The organism is Rhizobium skierniewicense, assembly GCF_014196515.1.
In the GTDB taxonomy this organism is placed as follows: Bacteria; Pseudomonadota; Alphaproteobacteria; order Rhizobiales; family Rhizobiaceae; genus Agrobacterium; species Agrobacterium skierniewicense.
The window spans coordinates 118,094-137,468 of the sequence record NZ_JACIDV010000004.1; the positions used below are offsets into that span (position 1 = coordinate 118,094).

17 protein-coding genes are annotated in these 19,375 nt (G+C 56.4%); 7 read left to right on the plus strand and 10 right to left on the minus strand.

Going from position 1 to position 19,375, the window contains the following annotated elements; all coding sequences use genetic code 11:
- Positions 1-14 precede the first annotated feature (14 nt).
- Positions 15-2,405: a putative bifunctional diguanylate cyclase/phosphodiesterase gene (locus GGQ73_RS07570; RefSeq protein ID WP_183895264.1), complete on the minus strand. Its 2,391-nt coding sequence runs from the start codon at positions 2,403-2,405 to the stop codon at positions 15-17.
- A 308-nt stretch (positions 2,406-2,713) separates the two neighbouring features.
- A complete protein-coding gene (locus GGQ73_RS07575; RefSeq protein ID WP_174153630.1) occupies positions 2,714-3,343 on the minus strand; it encodes a 50S ribosomal protein L25/general stress protein Ctc in 630 nt (209 codons plus the stop codon).
- 310 nt (positions 3,344-3,653) lie between these two features.
- On the opposite strand from GGQ73_RS07575, the gene GGQ73_RS07580 reads away from it, so the two are divergent.
- The 3 genes from GGQ73_RS07580 (at position 3,654) to exaC (ending at position 8,437) form a co-directional block, all read left to right on the plus strand.
- A complete protein-coding gene (locus GGQ73_RS07580) occupies positions 3,654-5,726 on the plus strand; it encodes a bifunctional diguanylate cyclase/phosphodiesterase (protein ID WP_183895266.1) in 2,073 nt (690 codons plus the stop codon).
- 84 nt (positions 5,727-5,810) lie between these two features.
- Positions 5,811-6,770, plus strand: coding sequence for a helix-turn-helix domain-containing protein (locus tag GGQ73_RS07585; protein WP_183895268.1), 960 nt, complete (start codon positions 5,811-5,813; stop codon positions 6,768-6,770).
- Positions 6,771-6,919: 149 nt separating this feature from the next.
- Positions 6,920-8,437, plus strand: coding sequence for an acetaldehyde dehydrogenase ExaC (gene exaC / locus GGQ73_RS07590; RefSeq protein ID WP_183895270.1), 1,518 nt, complete (start codon positions 6,920-6,922; stop codon positions 8,435-8,437).
- A 121-nt stretch (positions 8,438-8,558) separates the two neighbouring features.
- Here the strand turns inward: exaC and GGQ73_RS07595 are convergent, their stop codons facing one another.
- The 6 genes from GGQ73_RS07595 to lgt all read right to left on the minus strand — a co-directional run bounded on the left by GGQ73_RS07595 (position 8,559) and on the right by lgt (position 14,545).
- Positions 8,559-9,491, minus strand: a complete 933-nt coding sequence (locus GGQ73_RS07595; protein ID WP_174153626.1) for a ribose-phosphate pyrophosphokinase — start codon at positions 9,489-9,491, stop codon at positions 8,559-8,561.
- Between the two features lie 242 nt (positions 9,492-9,733).
- Positions 9,734-10,438, minus strand: a complete 705-nt coding sequence (locus tag GGQ73_RS07600) for a hypothetical protein (protein WP_183895272.1) — start codon at positions 10,436-10,438, stop codon at positions 9,734-9,736.
- An 84-nt stretch (positions 10,439-10,522) separates the two neighbouring features.
- Positions 10,523-11,674, minus strand: a complete 1,152-nt coding sequence (locus GGQ73_RS07605) for a M24 family metallopeptidase (RefSeq protein ID WP_183895274.1) — start codon at positions 11,672-11,674, stop codon at positions 10,523-10,525.
- A 2-nt stretch (positions 11,675-11,676) separates the two neighbouring features.
- Complete coding sequence (gene pgeF, locus GGQ73_RS07610; RefSeq protein WP_183895276.1) at positions 11,677-12,471, minus strand: peptidoglycan editing factor PgeF; 795 nt, start codon at positions 12,469-12,471, stop codon at positions 11,677-11,679.
- Between the two features lie 148 nt (positions 12,472-12,619).
- Positions 12,620-13,720 carry a class I SAM-dependent methyltransferase gene (locus GGQ73_RS07615; RefSeq protein ID WP_183895278.1) on the minus strand — a complete coding sequence of 367 codons (1,101 nt, stop codon included), beginning with the start codon at positions 13,718-13,720 and terminating at the stop codon, positions 12,620-12,622.
- A gap of 15 nt (positions 13,721-13,735) precedes the next feature.
- On the minus strand, positions 13,736-14,545 hold the full coding sequence (gene lgt, locus GGQ73_RS07620) for a prolipoprotein diacylglyceryl transferase (RefSeq protein ID WP_183895674.1): 810 nt from the start codon (positions 14,543-14,545) through the stop codon (positions 13,736-13,738).
- Positions 14,546-14,852: 307 nt separating this feature from the next.
- On the opposite strand from lgt, the gene GGQ73_RS07625 reads away from it, so the two are divergent.
- The 4 genes from GGQ73_RS07625 (at position 14,853) to GGQ73_RS07640 (ending at position 17,228) form a co-directional block, all read left to right on the plus strand.
- On the plus strand, positions 14,853-15,116 hold the full coding sequence (locus tag GGQ73_RS07625; RefSeq protein ID WP_183895280.1) for an accessory factor UbiK family protein: 264 nt from the start codon (positions 14,853-14,855) through the stop codon (positions 15,114-15,116).
- A gap of 450 nt (positions 15,117-15,566) precedes the next feature.
- A complete protein-coding gene (locus GGQ73_RS07630; protein WP_174153620.1) occupies positions 15,567-16,067 on the plus strand; it encodes a type III secretion system chaperone family protein in 501 nt (166 codons plus the stop codon).
- A 4-nt stretch (positions 16,068-16,071) separates the two neighbouring features.
- On the plus strand, positions 16,072-16,890 hold the full coding sequence (gene proC / locus GGQ73_RS07635) for a pyrroline-5-carboxylate reductase (RefSeq protein WP_183895282.1): 819 nt from the start codon (positions 16,072-16,074) through the stop codon (positions 16,888-16,890).
- Positions 16,887-17,228 (plus strand): tRNA-binding protein, encoded by a 342-nt coding sequence (locus GGQ73_RS07640; protein WP_174153618.1) that lies wholly within the window; start codon positions 16,887-16,889, stop codon positions 17,226-17,228. The genes proC and GGQ73_RS07640 overlap by 4 nt, the downstream gene beginning before the upstream one ends.
- A 20-nt stretch (positions 17,229-17,248) precedes the next feature.
- On the opposite strand, the gene GGQ73_RS07645 is transcribed toward GGQ73_RS07640, so the two are convergent.
- Positions 17,249-18,628, minus strand: coding sequence for an ATP-binding protein (locus tag GGQ73_RS07645; protein WP_174153617.1), 1,380 nt, complete (start codon positions 18,626-18,628; stop codon positions 17,249-17,251).
- Between the two features lie 33 nt (positions 18,629-18,661).
- The gene (locus GGQ73_RS07650; RefSeq protein ID WP_174153616.1) at positions 18,662-19,375 is read right to left on the minus strand and encodes a response regulator; all 714 of its coding nucleotides are present in this window, start codon (positions 19,373-19,375) and stop codon (positions 18,662-18,664) included.

Genomic DNA, 19,375 nt, shown 5'->3' on the forward strand with positions numbered 1-19,375 from the left:
GCCTCTCGATGAGTTTACGTCCCGACCTTCGCATTCCGATCTGTATTGTGTTTCTCATAGGCAGCAACATAAACGCTGATGGCCTGCGGCTTTGCAAAGAGATAACCTTGGCCGCAATCCACGCCAATGTCCTTGAGCATGGCTTCCTGCTCTTTTGTTTCGATACCCTCGGCGATCACCACGCAGTTCATTTTGTGGGAGATAGCGCTGATGCCTTCGACCAGCATACGGCTCCTCTGGCTGATTTCACTTGTACCATCATGGATTGAACGCGTGAAGGATTGGTCGATCTTGACGATGTCGACGGGGAAGCGGCTGAGGTAGCTGAGCGACGAATAGCCAGTGCCGAAATCGTCCAGCGCGATACGGCATCCCAATTGCCTGATGGCGTTGAGGACGGCGTGAATTTGGGGGTCGTTGTGCATAAGCACGGCCTCGGTAATCTCGACCACCATCCTGCTGGGTACGATATCATGGCGGTACAACAGGCCGGCGATGCGCGTGGGAAGGCCTGGTTCGAACTGCAAGGCGGAAAAATTCACCGCGACGTAGGCGTCTTCCAGTCCGGGAAGCCGCGAAAGCTTGGCCAGATTGCGAATGGAATGCTCCAGAATGACATTGCCGATGCGGCCGATGGTGCCGTTTTCTTCCGCAGCGCTGATGATGGCTGCCGGCGACAAAATTCCCTTTTGCGGATGGTTGAGGCGCATCAACGCTTCGAAACCAAGTGTGGCGCCATTGGACAGTTTCTGGATCGGCTGGAAATGTGCCTCCAGCCAGTTTTCCTCCAGCGCCTGCTCGATATCCTGTTCGATTTCGGCACGTTCGCGAGCTCTGTTCATCATTGCAGAATCGAACATCTGCGCGCCATTCTTGCCTGCGCGTTTCTTGCTGTACATGGCCATGTCGGAGTTCTGAAGCAACTCGGACGCGGTTTTCGCATGCGTTGGATACAAGGCAAGGCCGATGCTGGCGCTGAGGCGTACATTGTTACCTGCGGCATCGAAGGGCGTGTCGAACATGGCGCAAATCTCGTCGCAGATTTTTGTCGCTCGTGTTTCCGTCATCGGGCCCGTCAGAAGAATAGCGAACTCGTCGCCGCCCAGGCGCGATGCGCTGTCCAGCGGGGTGAGCAAGGGCGACAACCGTTCCACAAACTCCCTGAGAACGGCATCTCCAGCTGCGTGGCCGAGATTGTCGTTGATGACCTTGAAGCGGTCGAGATCAATAAAGAGGCAGGCCAGTTCCATACCGTTCTGATCGGCCTCTAAAATCTTGGTGTCGAGTATTGCTTCAAAACCCTGACGGTTGAAAAGCCCTGTCAGGTGGTCGGAGATGGCTTGCAACCGATTGCGCTGTTCGGAGCGGCGCAGTTCCGTCACGTCGGTCATGACGCTCAAACCCTCGGAGCGATGGTGACCATCGTTGAGGCGCAACTCCTTTTCCGCAATGAGGACATCCATGAGACGACCATCGCCGCATTGAAAGCGCACCGTAAATTCGGCGGTGCCCGACATGCCGTCCGTCGTTGCATCATTGTGTTTGCGCAGAACGAAGCGCGCCCGATCCTCCGGCATGATCAGATCGACAAAATCACGGCCTAAAACGTCCTCGCGCTTGTGTCCGGTCGCTTCGACCCAGTAATCGCTGACGGCTGCAATCCGGTCAGCCGGATCAAGCGAAAACAGCATGGCCGGTGTGCGATTGTAAATCTCGCTGGTGCGCCGATGGGCGTTCTTGATTTCCTGTTCTTCTCGCTCCAGCTCAATCTGCATCTCGTTGAAGCTTTTCGCCAGCCGTCCCATCTCATCGGTCGAGCGCCAGTCGACGTGGTGGCGCGAACCTAGCCTGCGCGTCGCTTCTATCGCAGCTGTCAGTCGTAGAAGCGGCTTCATGACCATCAGCCGGTTGCCGATGATCGCGGCGGCGAAAATGGCAAGGATGGCGAGGATGAAGATGGAGATAGCGGCCAGCTCGATGTTGCTCAATGTGGTCAGAATGCCGACATTCTGAAAAAAGATGGTGATGGTCCCGACTTTCGTTTCGCCATCCAGGTTCTTGTAAGTGATGTCGCGGCTGATGGATGACGTGTCGGTGGACATGTGAGAGCCGGTTGTCTGCGTGATATCCAGTTGGCCGAAGGTATCACGCACCTTGACCATATAGACGGCTGGGTCCGTCACGAGCGTCCCGGTTATCTGGTTGATGCTTTCGTCGTCCATATCCCACAATGGGCGGCCCAACGCCTGGGTGTTGGCGGACAGAAGAATTTCAAGGCGGTCACTTTGATTGGTAACCATTTCGTGGTGAGAAAGCATCAGCAGGAGTGTGAAAAGCGGGGCGACCAGCACGAAAAGTGCGCCGGAAACGATCGCGATAAAGCGACTTTCTACGGAATGCGTCATATGCTGTGCTACCGTCCTTTACCCTTGCAAAGACTTGCTGCGTTGGTTTCCCAGGCTCAGCGAAAAAAGGTCCCATCTCTAAATACATACGAGCTTCAAATCTAGCAGAGCCGACAGATGCTCCCAACGTGCGAATACTGAAGTCCTAAACCTAAAGTTTTGACTTATCGTTTCCGGGCATGATTAATCGTTGCTAAAAAAACAGCTGCATTTTGTTGTTCTTGTTGGGGGAGCAACGCCCATAAAAAATGCCCCGCATCTTGCGATGCGAGGCATGTAAAGGTGCACTGACACGTGCTTCGTCCGAATTACTCGGACTTGTCTTCTTCCACAGGTGTTTCGACTGTTTCTTCGACTTCGTCCACAATCGCGACAACTGGTGGCACGATGGTAGCGACGGTGAAGTCGCGGTCTGTAATCGTTGGAACGACGTTCTTCGGCAGCTTGATCTGCGAAATATGAACGCTGTCGCCGATCTTGAGGCCTTCCAGATCGACGGTGATCGAGTCTGGGATGTCGCTTGCCTGAACGTTGGCTTCGATGGTGTGACGAACGATGTTCAGAACGCCACCGGTCTTGATCTCGGACTTGTCTTCGTTAATGAAGTGAACCGGGATTTCAACCGTAACCTGCGATTTGTTCGATACGCGCAGAAAGTCCACGTGCACCATGAAATCGCGGACCGGGTCGCGCTGGTAATCCTTTGGCAGGACCTTGTACTTCTTGCCATCAACGTCGAGCGTTGCAACGGTGGTCATGAAACCGCCGGCCTGAACGCGCTTGGTGACTTCATTGGTCGAGATCGCGATAGAAATTGGGGCTTGCTTGTCACCATAGATGACAGCAGGAATCAAACCGTTGCGACGTAGTTCACGAGAGGACCCCTTACCAACTCGTTCGCGCGCTTCGGCCTTGAGCTCATAAGATTCTTTGCTCATGGCATAATCCTTTTAGGTTGTCTGGAGAGTTCGTTCTGGCGTGCCGGATCGAACTGGAGATGGCTTTTGAAAAGCGCTCTCGCCCGCGTTGCCTCCAAGGGTGTCTACACGGATGCGGGCGCTATAGTATAAAGAGGCGTTAAAGGCAAGTGGGATCGCACCCTGCGCAAAGGCTCCTGGACGTTACATGAGGATTTTGCCCAAGGCGTCGCCGAGCGCGAATTTTAATCAACGCTTAGTCACGTCGGTAAACGTGCTAAAAACCTGGACCATGTACATTCGCGCGCAGTTCAACTGATGCGTGACACCGATGTACCAAATTCTGAGCTGCCTTGCCGTGGACCATGACATTCGTTTTACAATGACCGCTGTCACCATCTGTGTGCTGGGTTCGCTGTTGACGATACGCCTTTTCATGCGGGCGCGACAATCGGCTGCGATCCAGCGTGTCAACTGGTTGTTTTTGACCGGCACGATCGGTGGAGCCACGATCTGGACGACGCATTTCGTTGCCATGCTGGGTTTTCAAACCTCTGGCACCGTGGGGTTTTTACCGGGATTGACAGGCTTGTCGCTGATGATCGCCATCGCAACGACGATGGGCGGTTTTGCTGTGGCGACCTATGGCGGGAAAACCGCCTTAGTGGAAGCGGGCGGACTGATCGTCGGACTTGGAATCGCCTGCATGCATTATACCGGCATGGCTGCCTATATGGTGCAGGGTGCGGTTGTCTGGGACCAGGTCTACGTTATGTGGTCAATGGTTCTGGGTGCTTTTTTTGGGATGCTGGCCACCAGCAGGATCGTCCGGCCGGTGAGTTGGCTTTGCAAATATGGCGGCATGACATCTTTGGTTCTGGCGATCGGCTCCACCCACTTCACGGGGATGGCTGCAATTTCCATCGTTTTCGACCCTTCAGCGACCATACCCTTTACGGTTGTGCCGTCGAGTGTCATGGCCGCCGGTGCCGTAATGATCACATTCGTCCTCATGGCCGTCGCTTTTTCAACCTATGTCATCGATTCCGAAAGCAGCTTGCAGGCCGTTGCGCGATATCGTCATCTGTCCCTGCATGATGCGCTGACAGGCATTCCCAACCGTGCCGCCTTTAACGAACATTTGCACGGTCTTTTGACGCGTAGCGCCGACCCAACGGCGCGCATTGCGCTTCTGTCGTTTGACCTCAATCGCTTCAAGGAAATCAACGACGTTCACGGACATAGTGCCGGAGATGCGGTGCTGCGTGCCTTGGCGGATCGAATGACGAGTGTTTTGCTGCCAGGCGAATTCGTCGCCCGTGTGGGCGGTGACGAATTTGTCGCGGTTCTGCATCGGTATTATTCCAAGTCCACGGTGCTCGAGTTTGCCAAGCGGCTGCTGGGCGAGATGGTCAAGCCAGTCGAATGGGGGGAGACGGTCTTATCGGTGGGTGCCAGCATTGGCATTGCTGTTGGCGGTTCCGGCATTAACAATGCCGACGCCCTTATCTCGCAAGCCGATGTCGCCATGTATCGCGCCAAAAGCGACGTAAGCGGGACCATCTACTTCTATGACAAATCCATGGATGATGCATCTCGTGCGCGCAACGCGCTTGCGATCAGCATGCGTTCGGGGCTCACCAGAGGCGAATTCGAGCTCTATTTTCAGCAGCAGAACGATACGACAACTGGAAAGGTCGTCGGCTTCGAGGCCTTGCTGCGATGGAACCACCCGCTGCGTGGATTGATCTCGCCGGCAGAGTTCATTCCGATTGCCGAGCAGACAGGCTTCATCATCGAAATGGGAGAATGGGTTCTTCGCGAAGCCTGCTTCCAGGCAGTGACCTGGAGGAACCCTCTCGACATCGCCATCAATGTTGCGCCTTCGCAGCTTTTGGATTCCGATTTTGTCCAGAAGGTAAAACGCAGCCTGCAGGACAGTGGTCTGGAGCCACGCAGACTGGAGTTGGAAATCACCGAAAGCGGTATCTTGGTCGATCATCGCCGCGCGCTGATGACGATCCGTAGTCTCAAGGATCTGGGCGTGCGCATTGCCATGGATGATTACGGTACGGGTTATTCGTCACTCTCGACGCTTCAGAGCTTTCCCTTTGATAAGATCAAGATCGACCGGGGCTTCGTGGAGGGACTGGCAACCAATCTTCAATCCCAAGCCATCGTTCGCTCGACCCTTATTCTCGCCAACAGTCTCAATATTCCAGTTCTGGCGGAAGGTGTGGAAACGATGGAACATATGGAATTTTTACGTCGCGAAGGATGCAAGCACGTGCAGGGCTTCTATTTCGGACGTCCCGGACCCGCGGCCACGATCGATGATATCGTGAACATCGAGCCCGAAGAAAACGTTGAGCTGGATCATGAAGCGTTGCCGCTGGCAAGCTGAGCGGCATATGCGCAAATAACGCTTTTTTTTATTGTAAGCGCGCGACATCAGGCGCACCATTCCGACAAATCTCGGGAGGAGACGATGTCCAACAGTACGGCCCATGCGGACCATGTGTACCACACCGCCAGCCAGCCCTCGGCTGCGGCAAGTTCCCCCATCATTGCGTCATGGCGCAGGTGCATGACCATGCATCACCTCGCACCCGAGACAAGCAGTGAGCCGGCTTTTCTCGCCGATGCCGATTTTCGCCTGGCGCGCGAAATTTCCGCGGGTTTGATTGCGGAAAGTGCTGACGAATTGGACCGAATTTTTCTGAGTGTCGGCAAAGCGGGATGCTGCCTGCTTTTGACGGATGCAGACGGTGTTGCGCTTGAGCGCCGGGGGGCGGCAACCGACGATCAAGATTTTCGACGATTGGGTCTTTGGTCGGGAGCCGTCTGGAGTGAGGCAAGTGTCGGCACCAACGGCATTGGCACGGCACTGGCCGACGAGCGTTGCGTGACCGTCTACCGCGACCAGCATTTCTTCTCGGCCAACATCAATCTTTGCTGCACGACGGCTCCTATTCGCGATCATCTGGGCCAGGTTACCGGCGCGCTGGATATTTCAACCTGCCGCGATGACGTTGATGATCTGACGTTTTCGATGCTCACGCAGGCGGTGCGTGATTCCGCACAGCGTATCGAGGGTAACCTGTTCCGACGGGCTTTCCCCGGTGCGCGTATCCTGTTGGTGCCATCCGGTCACTCTGCGGCGCTGTCGCTTTTGGCGGTTGATCAGGACGACATCATTTTGGGCGCGACCCGGGCTGCAAGGCAGGCTCTTCGGCTGGACGATGCCCATCTGGCCGCAGGCATTCCGGCTTCAGATGCGCTGCGGGAGGAGCGTTACGACAAGGGCGCGGAGCTTGCCGATGCCGAACGGGCGGCACTTCGCAGGGTCCTGTCCCGTGCCGATGGCAATATTACCAAGGCTGCATCTCTGCTGGGAATCAGCCGGGCAACGCTTTACCGCAAGATGAAGAAGCTTTCGGTTCACTAACCAACTGCATTCACAGATTGTGCTGTCGCAGATGTGAAACACTGTGCACTGCGGTATTCAAGTCGCGCCCTATCAATCGTCGAATTCTGCGCTCACCTTCCTGCCACGCGGTCCGACGAGGATCGCCCGTCATCAGGGAGGATGAAGTCATGAACATTCAAGTCCAGCAGAAAGCTGGTGAAGCACCGTTCAAACAGAAATACGGTAATTACATCGGCGGTGAGTGGGTGGAGCCGAAGTCCGGCCGCTATATGGATAACCTGTCGCCCATAACAGGCCAGAAGATGTGCGAAGTGCCCCGCTCGGATGCCAGCGATATCGAATTCGCTCTCGATGCTGCCCACAAGGCACGCGCCGCTTGGGGCAGGACAAGCGCAACCGAACGTTCCAACATGCTGCTGAAAATCGCCCAGCGTATAGAAGACAATCTTGATCTGATTGCCCGCGCCGAAACCTGGGACAACGGCAAGCCTTTGCGTGAAACGACCAATGCGGACATCCCGCTTGCGATCGATCATTTCCGCTATTTCGCTGGGTGCATTCGTGCACAGGAAGGCTCGATTGGCCAAATCGACAACGATACGGTGGCATACCATTTTCATGAGCCCCTGGGCGTCGTCGGCCAGATCATTCCATGGAATTTCCCGATCCTGATGGCGACATGGAAACTGGCGCCAGCGCTGGCTGCCGGTAACTGCGTGGTGCTGAAGCCTGCCGAGCAGACACCGGCCTCCATTCTTCTCGTAATGGAACTGATTGGAGATATCTTGCCGGCGGGCGTCGTCAATATCGTCAATGGTTTGGGCGTGGAAGCTGGCAAACCGTTGGCGCAAAGCAGCCGCATCGCCAAGATCGCCTTTACCGGGTCCACCTCGGTCGGCAAGGAGATCATGCGTTATGCGGCCGATAACGTGACGAACATTACGCTTGAACTTGGCGGCAAGTCGCCAAACATCTTCTTTGCGGATGTGATGAACGAGGATGACGCGTTTCTCGACAAGGCGCTTGAAGGCTTTGCGATGTTTGCGCTGAACCAGGGAGAGGTCTGCACGTGCCCATCCCGCGCGCTGGTGCATGAGTCGATCTATGATCGCTTCATGGAAAAGGCGATCAAACGCGTTGAGGCCATCAGCCAGGACGATCCACTGAACTCTGCAACCATGATCGGGGCTCAGGCCTCACAGGAGCAGTTCGACAAGATCATGAGTTACCTGGAAATCGGCAAAAAAGAAGGTGCGAAAGTGCTGACCGGCGGCGACAAGAAATCGCTTTCCGGCAATCTGAAGGATGGTTTCTACATCCAGCCGACGGTGTTTGAAGGCACCAACAAGATGCGGGTTTTCCAGGAGGAAATCTTCGGTCCGGTCGTGTCAGTCACCACTTTCAAGACGGTGGAAGAGGCGATCGAAATTGCCAATGATACCGTCTACGGCCTTGGTGCCGGTGTGTGGAGCCGTGACACAAACCTTGCCTATCGTGCAGGGCGGGGAATCGAAGCCGGTCGCGTCTGGACGAATTGCTACCATGCCTATCCTGCCGGTGCCGCGTTCGGTGGCTATAAGCAGTCGGGTATCGGGCGTGAAACGCACAAGATGATGCTCGACCATTATCAGCAGACGAAGAACCTGCTTGTGTCATACAGCCCGAACAAGCTCGGTTTCTTCTAAGCAGTGCGCAACTGCCGGACGTCCTTAAGGGGCTTTCGGTAATCCGGTGCAAAAAACACAACAAAAAAGCCAGAGCTTGCGTTCTGGCTTTTTTATTCTGCATCGGATTTAAATAGAATATTTAGTCGAAAAGGCCTGAAACTGACTGTTCCATCGCCGTGCGGTTGATGGCTTCGCCAAGGAGCGTGGCTGTCGTAATGACGCGGATATTGGGTGCAGACTGCACGGCAGTCGTTGGCTGAATGCTGTCCGTGATCACAAGTTCGCGCAGTTTGGACGACGCGACGCGGGCAACAGCGCCACCAGAAAGAACGCCGTGGGTAATATAGGCCGTGACGCTGGTCGCACCATTCTTGAGAAGCGCTTCAGCGGCATTGCAGAGTGTGCCGCCGGAATCGACGATGTCGTCCATCAGCAGGCAGTCTTTACCGGTCACGTCGCCGATCACGTTCATGACTTCGGATTCACCGGGTCGGTCGCGGCGTTTGTCGACGATGGCCAGCAGACAGTCGAGACGTTTTGCCAAAGAGCGGGCGCGAACCACCCCGCCTACGTCGGGTGAAACGACCATGACATTCTTGGTGTCGTAGTGTTCCTTTACGTCGCGCGCCAGAATGGGTGCGGCAAAAAGATTGTCGGTTGGAATATCGAAGAAGCCCTGGATCTGGCCCGCATGCAGGTCGAGCGTCAGAACGCGGTCAGCACCGGCTTCGGTGATCAGATTGGCGACGAGCTTGGCCGAAATGGGTGTGCGAGGACCAGCTTTGCGATCCTGGCGGGCGTAGCCGAAATAGGGAAGAACGGCTGTAATGCGCTTTGCTGAGGAACGACGCATCGCGTCGATCATGATCAGCAGTTCCATCAGGTGGTCGTTTGCCGGGAAAGATGTGGACTGCACGAGGAAAACATCCTCACCGCGCACGTTTTCGCTGATTTCAACGAATATTTCCTGGTCCGCAAACCGCTTTACAGTGGCATTTCCGAGAGGGACATTCAGATACTTGCAGATCGCTTCGGCCAGATGCCGGTTCGAATTGCCTGCGAAAACCTTCATTGTTGCCGCCTGTTTTGATGCCACCGCTTAAGATCAACAGAGACGGTTTCTCTGGGGTCTGCGCGTCGTTCAACTGTGAGGAATACCCGACCCGAAGGGTTCCGGACACGCCGTTTTGCCATGGGCGCCTTAATAGCGGGGTTGCCCGTGAATGCAAGAGGTCAGAGGGTGTTACCCCTAATTTTCATGAAAACTTTGTGACTTAACCTCGCTCCAGAGGTCTTCCCACCAGTTCAGGTTGTTTATCCGCGATTAGACTGTTTCCAGGACTGATAGTCATTCAGTGTTTTGGCGGCGATCTTTTGCATTGCCGCATCGGTTACCGCTGCCCAAGGGTCGCTGCCTCTGGCCGGCACCGTTTCCTGTCCCTGCAGTCGGTGAAGGCGCGCGCCGTTGGCATCCAGTATATCCCAGACATAGACGATGGTGATGTTCGATCCATCTGCAAAGGCTGATAAATAACCCTTCAGGATATTTTCAGCCGAGGTATCGGACGACGGGCGGATCGTCAGCCCCTTTGCGCGTGCTTCAGCACCGAGCTGTCGAGATAGCGGTGTTACGGCCTGGATCGGAGCTCCGATAATAGGCAGGAAGCGAATGGTGCCGGCCGACGAGCCAGAGGGCAGGGCGGTTGTCTGGGGTTGCGGTTGTGCCTGCGCGGGCTGTTTTGCAGCCACCGGCTCACCATATTGTGCGCCGCTGGACAATGCCTGTGCCTGTGCCTCGCGGTTGTTTTGCGGTGCGTAAGCTGGAACCTGCGAGGACACACCAGATGGAGACCGGTCTGCCGCCGCTGCCATCTGGTCAAGGTCGCCTTGGTTGACGGGTGTTGACTGCACGTTGCTTTGGCCGACATCCACTTGCGGGGTCAGTGCATCCGTCGTGTTGCAGGCAGATAGAACGAGCGCGAGGCTTGGAATTGCGATTACCAACCCTAGCCGCCGCATGCCAGATGTCCCCTCATGAAATGCTCCGTCGCTCCCTGATTGACGGCAATGTACGGTTCGATCTTGATGCGAGTCAAATCGAGATTAGGCCGTCAACAAATCCAGGCTGTGGCGGGAGAGTGATTCCGGTGCGGCTTCGGTGGTGAGGTAGGTTTGTCCCAGCGTCATGGCGACACCTGAATCGCTGTCCATGATGATCATGTGGACGAACAGTGTCATGTTGGGCAAAATTTCCTGCGTGTTGCCCGCATAGAACATCTGGTGCTCCATCCACGATGGCGAGAAACGGGCACCCAGCGAATAACCGCAGGCATTGAGTCGGTGTCGTGTCAGTCCGCGTTCGTCCATGATGCGGGCATGGACATCGAACACGTCTCCGAACGTATTGCCAGGGCGCAGGACCTCCTCGATGGCGTGGATGTTTTCAACGCAGGCGTTGTAGAGTTCCTTGTGGCGAAACTCCGGCTCGCCGATGAGAACCGTGCGCATCATGGCCGCATGGTAGTGCGCGCTGACGCCTGCCCATTCCAGCGTCAATTGGTCTTTTGCATCCAGTTTGCGGCGACCGGCCTTGTAGCGGCAAAGAAGGGCATCCGGGCCAGAGCCGATGATGAATTCATTGGCGGGATAGTCACCACCTCCGGCAAAGACGGCACCTTGCATGGCAGCGAGAATATCCGCCTCGTCTGCACCTGCCGCGACAATCTTAAGAGCTGCATCCAGTGCGTCATCCGCCAGTTCTCCAGCGCGTTTCGCATAGGCGACTTCGGCAAGGCTTTTGACGAGCCTGAGGCCGCTGACGACGGCCGATGCATCGATGACCTGAGCGAAGCTGGCAAGCTGGTTATCGAGAAGGCGCGCGACGCGCCCCGTCATCCCGTGAGTGTCGAATTCTATACCGACGCGGCAGCCGAGCAAATCCATGTCGCTTAGCAGGTTTTTGAGGTCGAGCGTCGGGTCGGCATTGAGGCGGTCCACCCAGATGACGATGTTTTCGATGTTCGACGTCTGACGTGCCTGGCGCAGATCAGCGGACCGGGTCAGAAGCGTCATCGTGCCATCAGCCTTGACGACCAATGTCTGAAAAAAGCAATAGCCGAAGGTGTCGTAGCCGGTCAGCCAATACATGCTTTCCTGCGCAAACAGCAGAATGGCATCGAGCTTTTCTTCAACCATCTTTTCGGTCAGGCGGGCGCGGCGTGCCTCAAATTCAGCAGCGTCGAAGTGCAAGGCCATAATCAGTTCTCCAGAATTGCGATTGCCGAAATCTGCCGTCCGTAATCCGGCTCGCCGCGGTGTGTCGTGCGGCGATAGGAATAGAAGCTGGCATCATCCGGATATGTACATATATCGAGATTTTCCGCCGTCACGCCTGCAGCGGTGAGCCGGTCTATCGTCAGTTGCTTGAGGTCAAAAAAAGCGTGGTCTGGATTGGGTGAGGGCGAGAAATAGGCGGAGTATGCTGGGTTCATCTCTTTGAGGCTTTCGACACGCTCGGGCCCTACCTCGTAATTCTCGCGGCTAATCGATGGACCAAGGCTGGCGACGATCCGGTCACGCTGGGCACCAAGGCCTATCATTGCATCAATGGTGTTTTCCAGAACGCCCGAGACGGCGCCTTTCCACCCCGCATGTGCTGCGCCGACGATGCGGGCGTTCGGGTCGGCAAACAGGATTGGTCCGCAATCGGCACTCAAGACGCCCAGCGCAATGCCGGGTGTTGCCGTGACCATGGCATCGGCCTCCGGGCGCTCACCCTCATAGGTGTGATCGACCACGACCACATCGGGCGAATGCATCTGGTGGACGGTTGCGAGTTTTTCGACGGGACGTCCGAACCATTGTGCAACACGTTTTCTGTTTTCCAACACGGATTGGCGCACGTCATGAGATCCCAGCCCGACATTCAGGCCACGATAAATGCCTTCAGAGACACCGCCATGACGGGTGAAAAAACCATGGCGGATCGACTTGCCCGCAGATCCGGCGAGCAGGGGGCTTTGAAGGGGACGCGGCAACGTTTCGTCCTGCATGACAGTATCAATCCTTGGCGATGTCGCTGATTTTGAGGCGAGTATCCGCGAGCGAGTGTTTCCGGTAAAGCGCACCTCTTGTGGGGTGCAGACGGCAGATTCGACTGCTTCGAATTATCCCGATGTTGGCCCAAGGCCGGTGACCCTGTCAATCCAGCGGGCGGAACGGCAGCAGATGAACAGGCGAGCCGGACACGGCAAGCACCTTGAAGAGTTCGCCCATCTTGCCTGCACCTTCGCCCGCCAGCCGGTTGACAGCCTCGGCGATATCCGTTGCCTGATCCGGTTCAGCCTTTGCGGCCAACGCTTCTGCGCGTTCGCGCAAGCCCAGGCCGTACAGGAAGTCTCCTTGCGGCAGGCAGCCATTCACGTGCGCGCCATACTGCTCGGTGGTTTTCATAAGGCTTTCGAAATCGACGTGGCTGGTCAGATCGGCTTCGCCGGGATTGGCCAGGACGGGATCGTACTCATGCATGCGCAGCGCCTGCAACGTATTGCCATAACCCGAAACGATGTAGCCGTAGTCGATGATCAATGCCACGCCACCCTGGCTTTTCAACCGCTGGGCAATGGCTGCCATCACAGCTTCACGGGCCGGCGAATATTCGAAAATCGTGCCAACCGGCTGACGTTCGGGTAGAGGCGGCAGAAGGCCGGGATCGATGCTGGCCAATCCGGCTGTGAAGATGAGTTCGTCGTCGGCATCCATCGCCACCACACGTTCGCGAAAGCCCTGCGGCGTTTTTACGAACTGACGGATGGGGATGGCGTCGAACAATTCGTTGGTGGCAATCAGCAAGAAGCCAGGCGGCACGTCATCGAAGCTCTCGTGCCAGGCAATCTTGTCTCCGTGAATGGCAAGTGTGTGTTGCTGCGTTTCCGTCAGTCGCGGACTGGTTTCCACCAGATGCACACTCATGCTTTCATACAGCGGTGGCGCGATACGCTGAATGACGCGCAACATATCGGCCATCATGGTGCCGCGTCCCGGACCAATCTCCACCAGTCGCACAGGGGCCAGCGTGCCGTGCCGCTGCCATGCGTGAACGATGAAGACGCCGAGCATTTCCCCGAATAGCTGACTTATCTCGGGCGCGGTTACGAAATCGCCCGTGTGGCCGAAGGGTTGACGTGTCTTGTAATAGCCGTGCTCCGGGTCGGCCAGACAAAGTGCGAAGAAATCGGTTACGCTCATCGGACCGTTGAGGCGGATGAGGGATTTGATGCGGCGTGCGAGCGGTGTCGGCATCGTGTTACCCGGCCCCTATGCTGGCGAGGCGCTGCGCGCCCGTAAAACTGCCCAGACGCCCAGAAGGAACATGGGTGTTGAAAGAACCATACCCATCGTCAGCCAGTTCCCGGCGAGATAGCCGATCTGCGCATCCGGCTCTCGGAAAAACTCCACGAAGATACGAGACAGCGCATAACCGCAAACGAAAACACCTGTAATCGTGCCGGGGCTCTTCAACGCCTTGAAGCCATAAATCAGGATGGCGAGGACAATGAGGAGAATAATGCCTTCCAGGCCCGCTTCGTAAAGTTGGCTTGGATGGCGGGGGAAGGGGCCGCCGGTGGGGAAGACAACTGCCCAGGGAACATCGGTCAGACGGCCCCACAACTCACCATTGATGAAGTTGGCGATCCGGCCGAAGAAAAGGCCGATTGGTGCGACCGCTGCGATGATGTCGAACATGCTCCAGACGGGAATACCATTGCGCCTTGCAAACAGCACCATGGCGACGGTCGTGCCGATCAGTCCGCCGTGGAAGGACATGCCACCGTTCCAGATTTGCAGGGCCCTGATCGGATTATCGATAATGGCGCCCATATCGTAAAACAGAATGTAGCCTATGCGTCCGCCCAGAACGATACCGGCGGCTGCCCAGACGATGAAATCATCAAGATGTACGGGCGTCACCGGCGACGTGTCGTGGGGCCATAAACGATCTGACAGGCTCAGCTGGCGTGCATAGTACCAGCCCAGCATGATGCCGATGACATAGGCAATCCCGTACCAGTGAATGGGAAGCGGCCCAATGTGGATGGCCACAGGATCGATATCGGGAAACGGCATGATCGAGAACTGGGCCAGGGGTGCAAACAATTCGTTTATTCCATTGTCATTGAGCTGAAGTCAAAGAACTCTAGAGTGGTCTGGTTAACAGCCGCATACCTCTTTCATACTTTTCCCGGGCGCGAAAATGGCGACTGAAACAGGTATGGTCAAGGCGATTCTTAGGCACAATCAAGGCCGCGTTTTAGGGCCTCTCCGCTGGACGCCAACCTTATTTCGCTTGCAAGGCGACAGGGGAGTGCCTACCTGAGATGCATGACCCGGAACAGTAACTGACCTTTCCAGAACCTGACGAGGATACAGAACCATGACGACGACCGGAACCAACCGCATTTTTGATGAATTTGCAAAGCTGATGACGGACGCAGCGGGCGCAGCTCAGGGTATGCGCAAAGAGGTCGAATCCGCTTTTCACGCGCAAGCCGAGCGTTGGCTGAACAGCCTGGATTTGGTCAAGCGCGAGGAGTTCGAAGCCGTGCGAGACATGGCCATTCAGGCTCGCGATGAAAACGACGCCTTGCGGGCACGGATAGAGGCGCTCGAAGCGAAGTCCTCCACGACCGCTTCCTGAGCAATTTAACCGACGCTGATTCTGATGCCGGGCCTTCCCAAAGGTCCGGCATTTCTCGTTTTTGTCTCGTTTCGAAGCAGTTTGGGCCGGAGTGGGGATTCGACAGGCGCAAGCAAGCGATTTCATTCACTTTTTTTAACGTCTGTGGAAACACCCAAAAAACACAATTGGCAGAGTCAGTTATGACTCACAACTGAGGTTTCGTAACAGGAGATATACACAGTTCTGATTGCAAAAGCGGTTCTGTGGGGGTGGCGCGGGGACTCGCTCGTTATACACTGATTTTCAATGATGATTCGAAACGAACTCCGTAAGCTTCAGACATGTTTACTGCGTAATTCTGACAGTGTCGGGCATCATCGATAAGTATTGTAACCCGGCATTTGCGTGTGCGTTTTTGTGCCTTTGCGTGCGAGACAAAACATTCATTTCCGGCTGAGAAGGTGCCGCATGAGCCTAGTGGAATTTGAAGTCGAGCGTCATACCAATCCGGTCGATATGATCGAGTTTGTTGCCGCGTCCAACGACTGGTCGTTTGAGCGCTCCGGCGAGGATGAGATTGCCATGACGGTCGAGGGCCGTTGGGCTGATTATCATGTGTCTTTCTCGTGGATGGAGCAATATGAGGCGCTGCATCTGGCCTGCGCGTTCGACATCAAGATTGCCGACCACCGCGTCAACGAAGTCATTCGTCTGCTCGCGCATGTTAACGGGCAAACGCTAATGGGACATTTCGACTTGTGGCGCCAGGAAGATGTCGTCATTTTCCGTCAATCACTGCTTTTGGCAGGCGGTGCAGAGCCGACGAACCAGCAGGTCGAGGTGCTTCTCTCCAGCGCGCTCGAAGCCTGCGAGCAATATTTCCAGGCGTTCCAGTTCGTTGTATGGTCGGGCATGGAAGCCAAGGCGGCGATGGAAGCTGCGCTTTTCGAAACCGTCGGGGAAGCGTGATCGCATGATATCGCTTGCATCCGGTCCGCTCGTTCTCATCGGCGCTGGCAACATGGGTGGCGCGCTTCTTTCTGGCTGGCTGAAGAAGGGCGTGACGGGTTCCTCGATTTTTGTCATCGATCCCGGCCCATCGGATGCAATGAAGAGCGTTATCGCCGAAGCCGGTGCGACGCATCTGACCGAAGCGCCTGAGGGTCTCAGCGCCGGGGTTCTGTTTCTCGCTATCAAACCGCAGTTGATGGATGTTGTTTTGCCATCCTTGCGGTCGCTTGTCGGCCCGCAAACCGTGGTCGTGTCGATCGCAGCCGGTACGACGCTTGCAGGCATTGAAGCCCATCTCGGCAAAAACGCGTCCATCCGCGCCATGCCGAATACGCCCGCCATGGTTGGCCGTGGCGTGACAGGGGCATATGCCAACACATCCGTCACCGAACCGCAGCGTGCTATTGTCGAGACATTGCTCAAAGTCAGCGGTCCTGTGGAGTGGGTCGAGACCGAAGGCGATATCGACGCGGTGACCGCGGTTTCTGGCAGTGGTCCGGCCTATGTTTTTTATCTCGTGGAGTGCATGGCAGAGGCAGGTCGCAAACTCGGCCTGCCGGCGGACCTCGCCATGCGTCTTGCACGGGAAACCGTCGCGGGGGCTGGCGAATTGCTTCACCAGTCCCCCGAAGAGGCTTCGCGCCTGCGCAAGAACGTGACATCGCCCGGTGGTACGACCGCTGCGGCCCTATCGGTTTTAATGGCAGATGACGGCATGCAACCCTTGTTTGACAAGGCGATTGCCGAGGCATGCAAGCGTGCTAAAGAGTTGGCACTATGAGCGGGGACATCAGCTACGCGGATTTCGAGAAGATCGATATCCGCGTCGGCACGATCATAGAAGCCGAGCCTTTTCCCGAAGCGCGCAAGCCTGCTTTCAAGCTCAAAATCGATTTCGGATCCGAGATCGGCGTCAAGAAATCATCTGCGCAGATTACCGTCCACTACACGCTGGACAACCTCGTCGGACGCCAGGTTCTGGGCGTCGTCAACTTTCCACCGCGACAGATCGGTCCCTTCCGTTCCGAAGTTCTGACACTCGGTTTTGCCGACAAGAACGGCGACATCGTTCTCGCCAGCGTCGAGCAGGCCGTTCCCAACGGCCAGAAGATGTGTTGAACCGCGTGCCGTTCTGACGGTTAGGCTGGAATTTTTACCATCACGCGCAAACCGCCCAACGGGCTATCGTCAAGCGTCACGTCGCCGCCATGGCTGCGCGCGATATCGCGGACGATGGAAAGTCCGAGCCCGGTGCCGGATGCGTTGAGGTTGCGGGCTTCGTCCAGTCGGTAAAATGGCTTGAACACGTCCTCCCGCGCCTCCGGGGGCACGCCCGGTCCATCATCATCGAAAATCAGCGTAATCGATTTGGGCGCCTTTCGAACCTCGATGTCCAGCGTGTTGGCGTAACGTGCCGCATTGGCTACCAGATTACCGATCAACCGGGAATAGGCACCAGGTCTGACGTGAAGTTCTTCAACCCCGCGCAAGTCGTAACGAAGGGTTTTTCCCTGCATCTGGAAGTCGGTGCTCATCTTGTCGAGCAGAGGCCTGAGCTCGAGTGTGCCGACACTTTCCTCCGTGTCATCGCGCGCAAAGGCAAGGTATGCCTCCAGCATGGACTGCATGTCGTCCACGTCTTTGTCGAGGCCTTCCAGATCGGGATTGTCGCTGGCCAGAGCGAGCTGAAGCTTAAAGCGGGTGAGGATCGTGCGAAGATCGTGGCTGACGCCGTTCAACATCGCGGTGCGCTGCTCCATCTGCCGCTCTATCCGCTCCCGCATCAGGATGAAGGCGAGGCCGGCACGGCGCACCTCATCTGCGCCTCTGGGTGAGTAGGCCGTGATTTTCTGACCTCGACCAAAGCTTTCAGCGGCTTTGGCCAGCGCCAGAATAGGCCTGATCTGCCCGCGCAGAAATAGAATGGATATTCCAAGCAGCACCAGTGACGCACCGCCCATCCAGACGAGGAAGATATGGGTGTTTGAAGCATATGCCTGGCTGCGACGTGTAAAGACGCGCAACGTCTTGTTGTCGAGCTGAATACGAATTTCGACGAGCGCCCCGTTCCCGAACGTATCCAGCCAGAATGGTCTGCCGATTTGCTCACGGATCTGATCGGCCAGGATGGTGTCGAGAATGGAGAAAAAAGGCTGAGGGCGGGGTTCGGGCAAGGCAGACTTGGGTTCGATATAAACGCTGAGATCCAGCCGTTCGCGTGCAATGCGGATAACACGCTGGTAATCGTCTTCCTCCGGGTCTGTCTGAATGAGTTCGATGATGGCAGCGATGTCTCGGGTCACAGCGGCAGACAGCCGTTCTGTCACAAGTTGCCAGTGACGCTCCATGAACACCGCAGCAACCACGACCTGAAGCAAGACCATGGGCAGGATGATGATGAGCAAGGAGCGGGTATAAAGGCCTGTGGGCAGCCAGTGACGAAGCCAGCGCGTGAAGAAGCGCCACGCACGGAAGGGTGCCGTGTTTCTCAAAGCAGTTATGAGCTTGAGGTTTGCCATTGTTCCGCCTGTGCGATTGTGGGAGGCGTCTGCTTAATCGACGCTGAGGCGGTAGCCAATACCGCGCACGGTCTGCAAGTAAACCGGGTTGGCAGGGTCTTCCTCTATCTTTCGACGAAGGCGGTTGATCTGCACGTCAATCGTGCGCTCCCCCACATCAGCGTCTGCATCCACCAGTTCGTGACGAGGAATGGTCTCGCCCGCACGCAAGGCAAACAGCATCATGATGTCCTGTTCGCGGTCCGTCAGGCGAATGATCTCAGCCCCGCGTCGCAACTCCTTGCGCGGTACGGAGAAATTGTAGGGTCCGAAGATGATCTGCTCCACCTTCGGGGCATCGGGAGATGCGTTGCGTCGAAGGATGTTGTTGATGCGAAGCACCAACTCACGGGGATCGAAAGGCTTGGCCAGATAATCATCCGCACCGGCCTCGAGGCCTGCGATACGGGAATCGGCTTCCGAGCGTGCGGTGAGCAGAATGACCGGCACGGACTTGTTTTCGTTGAGGGACCGGGTCAGCGACAGACCATTTTCGCCGGGCATCATGACATCGAGAATGAGAAGATCAAAACGGATGCCCTCCATTTTGCGGCGGGCTTCGGCTGCATCTGCAGCGGCTGTGATGCGATAGCCCTTTTCGCCGAGAAAGCGTTGGAGAAGGGCGCGGATGCGGGCGTCATCATCAACGATCAGAAGGTGAGGGGCGTCATCTTCGGCCAGTGGCTGCTTCGTCGTGCCATTTTGCAT

What these genes read in the sequence shown, in the direction of transcription:
- GGQ73_RS07645 (WP_174153617.1), bottom strand. Translation starts at nt 18,628, where the DNA reads ATGGCAAACCTCAAGCTCATAACTGCTTTGAGAAACACGGCACCCTTC.
- GGQ73_RS07605 (WP_183895274.1), bottom strand. Translation starts at nt 11,674, where the DNA reads ATGGCCTTGCACTTCGACGCTGCTGAATTTGAGGCACGCCGCGCCCGC.
- GGQ73_RS07625 (WP_183895280.1), top strand. Translation starts at nt 14,853, where the DNA reads ATGACGACGACCGGAACCAACCGCATTTTTGATGAATTTGCAAAGCTG.
- GGQ73_RS07600 (WP_183895272.1), bottom strand. Translation starts at nt 10,438, where the DNA reads ATGCGGCGGCTAGGGTTGGTAATCGCAATTCCAAGCCTCGCGCTCGTT.
- lgt (WP_183895674.1), bottom strand. Translation starts at nt 14,545, where the DNA reads ATGCCGTTTCCCGATATCGATCCTGTGGCCATCCACATTGGGCCGCTT.
- GGQ73_RS07640 (WP_174153618.1), top strand. Translation starts at nt 16,887, where the DNA reads ATGAGCGGGGACATCAGCTACGCGGATTTCGAGAAGATCGATATCCGC.
- GGQ73_RS07575 (WP_174153630.1), bottom strand. Translation starts at nt 3,343, where the DNA reads ATGAGCAAAGAATCTTATGAGCTCAAGGCCGAAGCGCGCGAACGAGTT.
- GGQ73_RS07595 (WP_174153626.1), bottom strand. Translation starts at nt 9,491, where the DNA reads ATGAAGGTTTTCGCAGGCAATTCGAACCGGCATCTGGCCGAAGCGATC.
- GGQ73_RS07630 (WP_174153620.1), top strand. Translation starts at nt 15,567, where the DNA reads ATGAGCCTAGTGGAATTTGAAGTCGAGCGTCATACCAATCCGGTCGAT.
- GGQ73_RS07580 (WP_183895266.1), top strand. Translation starts at nt 3,654, where the DNA reads ATGTACCAAATTCTGAGCTGCCTTGCCGTGGACCATGACATTCGTTTT.
- GGQ73_RS07650 (WP_174153616.1), bottom strand. Translation starts at nt 19,375, where the DNA reads ATGCAAAATGGCACGACGAAGCAGCCACTGGCCGAAGATGACGCCCCT.
- proC (WP_183895282.1), top strand. Translation starts at nt 16,072, where the DNA reads ATGATATCGCTTGCATCCGGTCCGCTCGTTCTCATCGGCGCTGGCAAC.
- GGQ73_RS07585 (WP_183895268.1), top strand. Translation starts at nt 5,811, where the DNA reads ATGTCCAACAGTACGGCCCATGCGGACCATGTGTACCACACCGCCAGC.
- pgeF (WP_183895276.1), bottom strand. Translation starts at nt 12,471, where the DNA reads ATGCAGGACGAAACGTTGCCGCGTCCCCTTCAAAGCCCCCTGCTCGCC.
- GGQ73_RS07570 (WP_183895264.1), bottom strand. Translation starts at nt 2,405, where the DNA reads ATGACGCATTCCGTAGAAAGTCGCTTTATCGCGATCGTTTCCGGCGCA.
- exaC (WP_183895270.1), top strand. Translation starts at nt 6,920, where the DNA reads ATGAACATTCAAGTCCAGCAGAAAGCTGGTGAAGCACCGTTCAAACAG.
- GGQ73_RS07615 (WP_183895278.1), bottom strand. Translation starts at nt 13,720, where the DNA reads ATGCCGACACCGCTCGCACGCCGCATCAAATCCCTCATCCGCCTCAAC.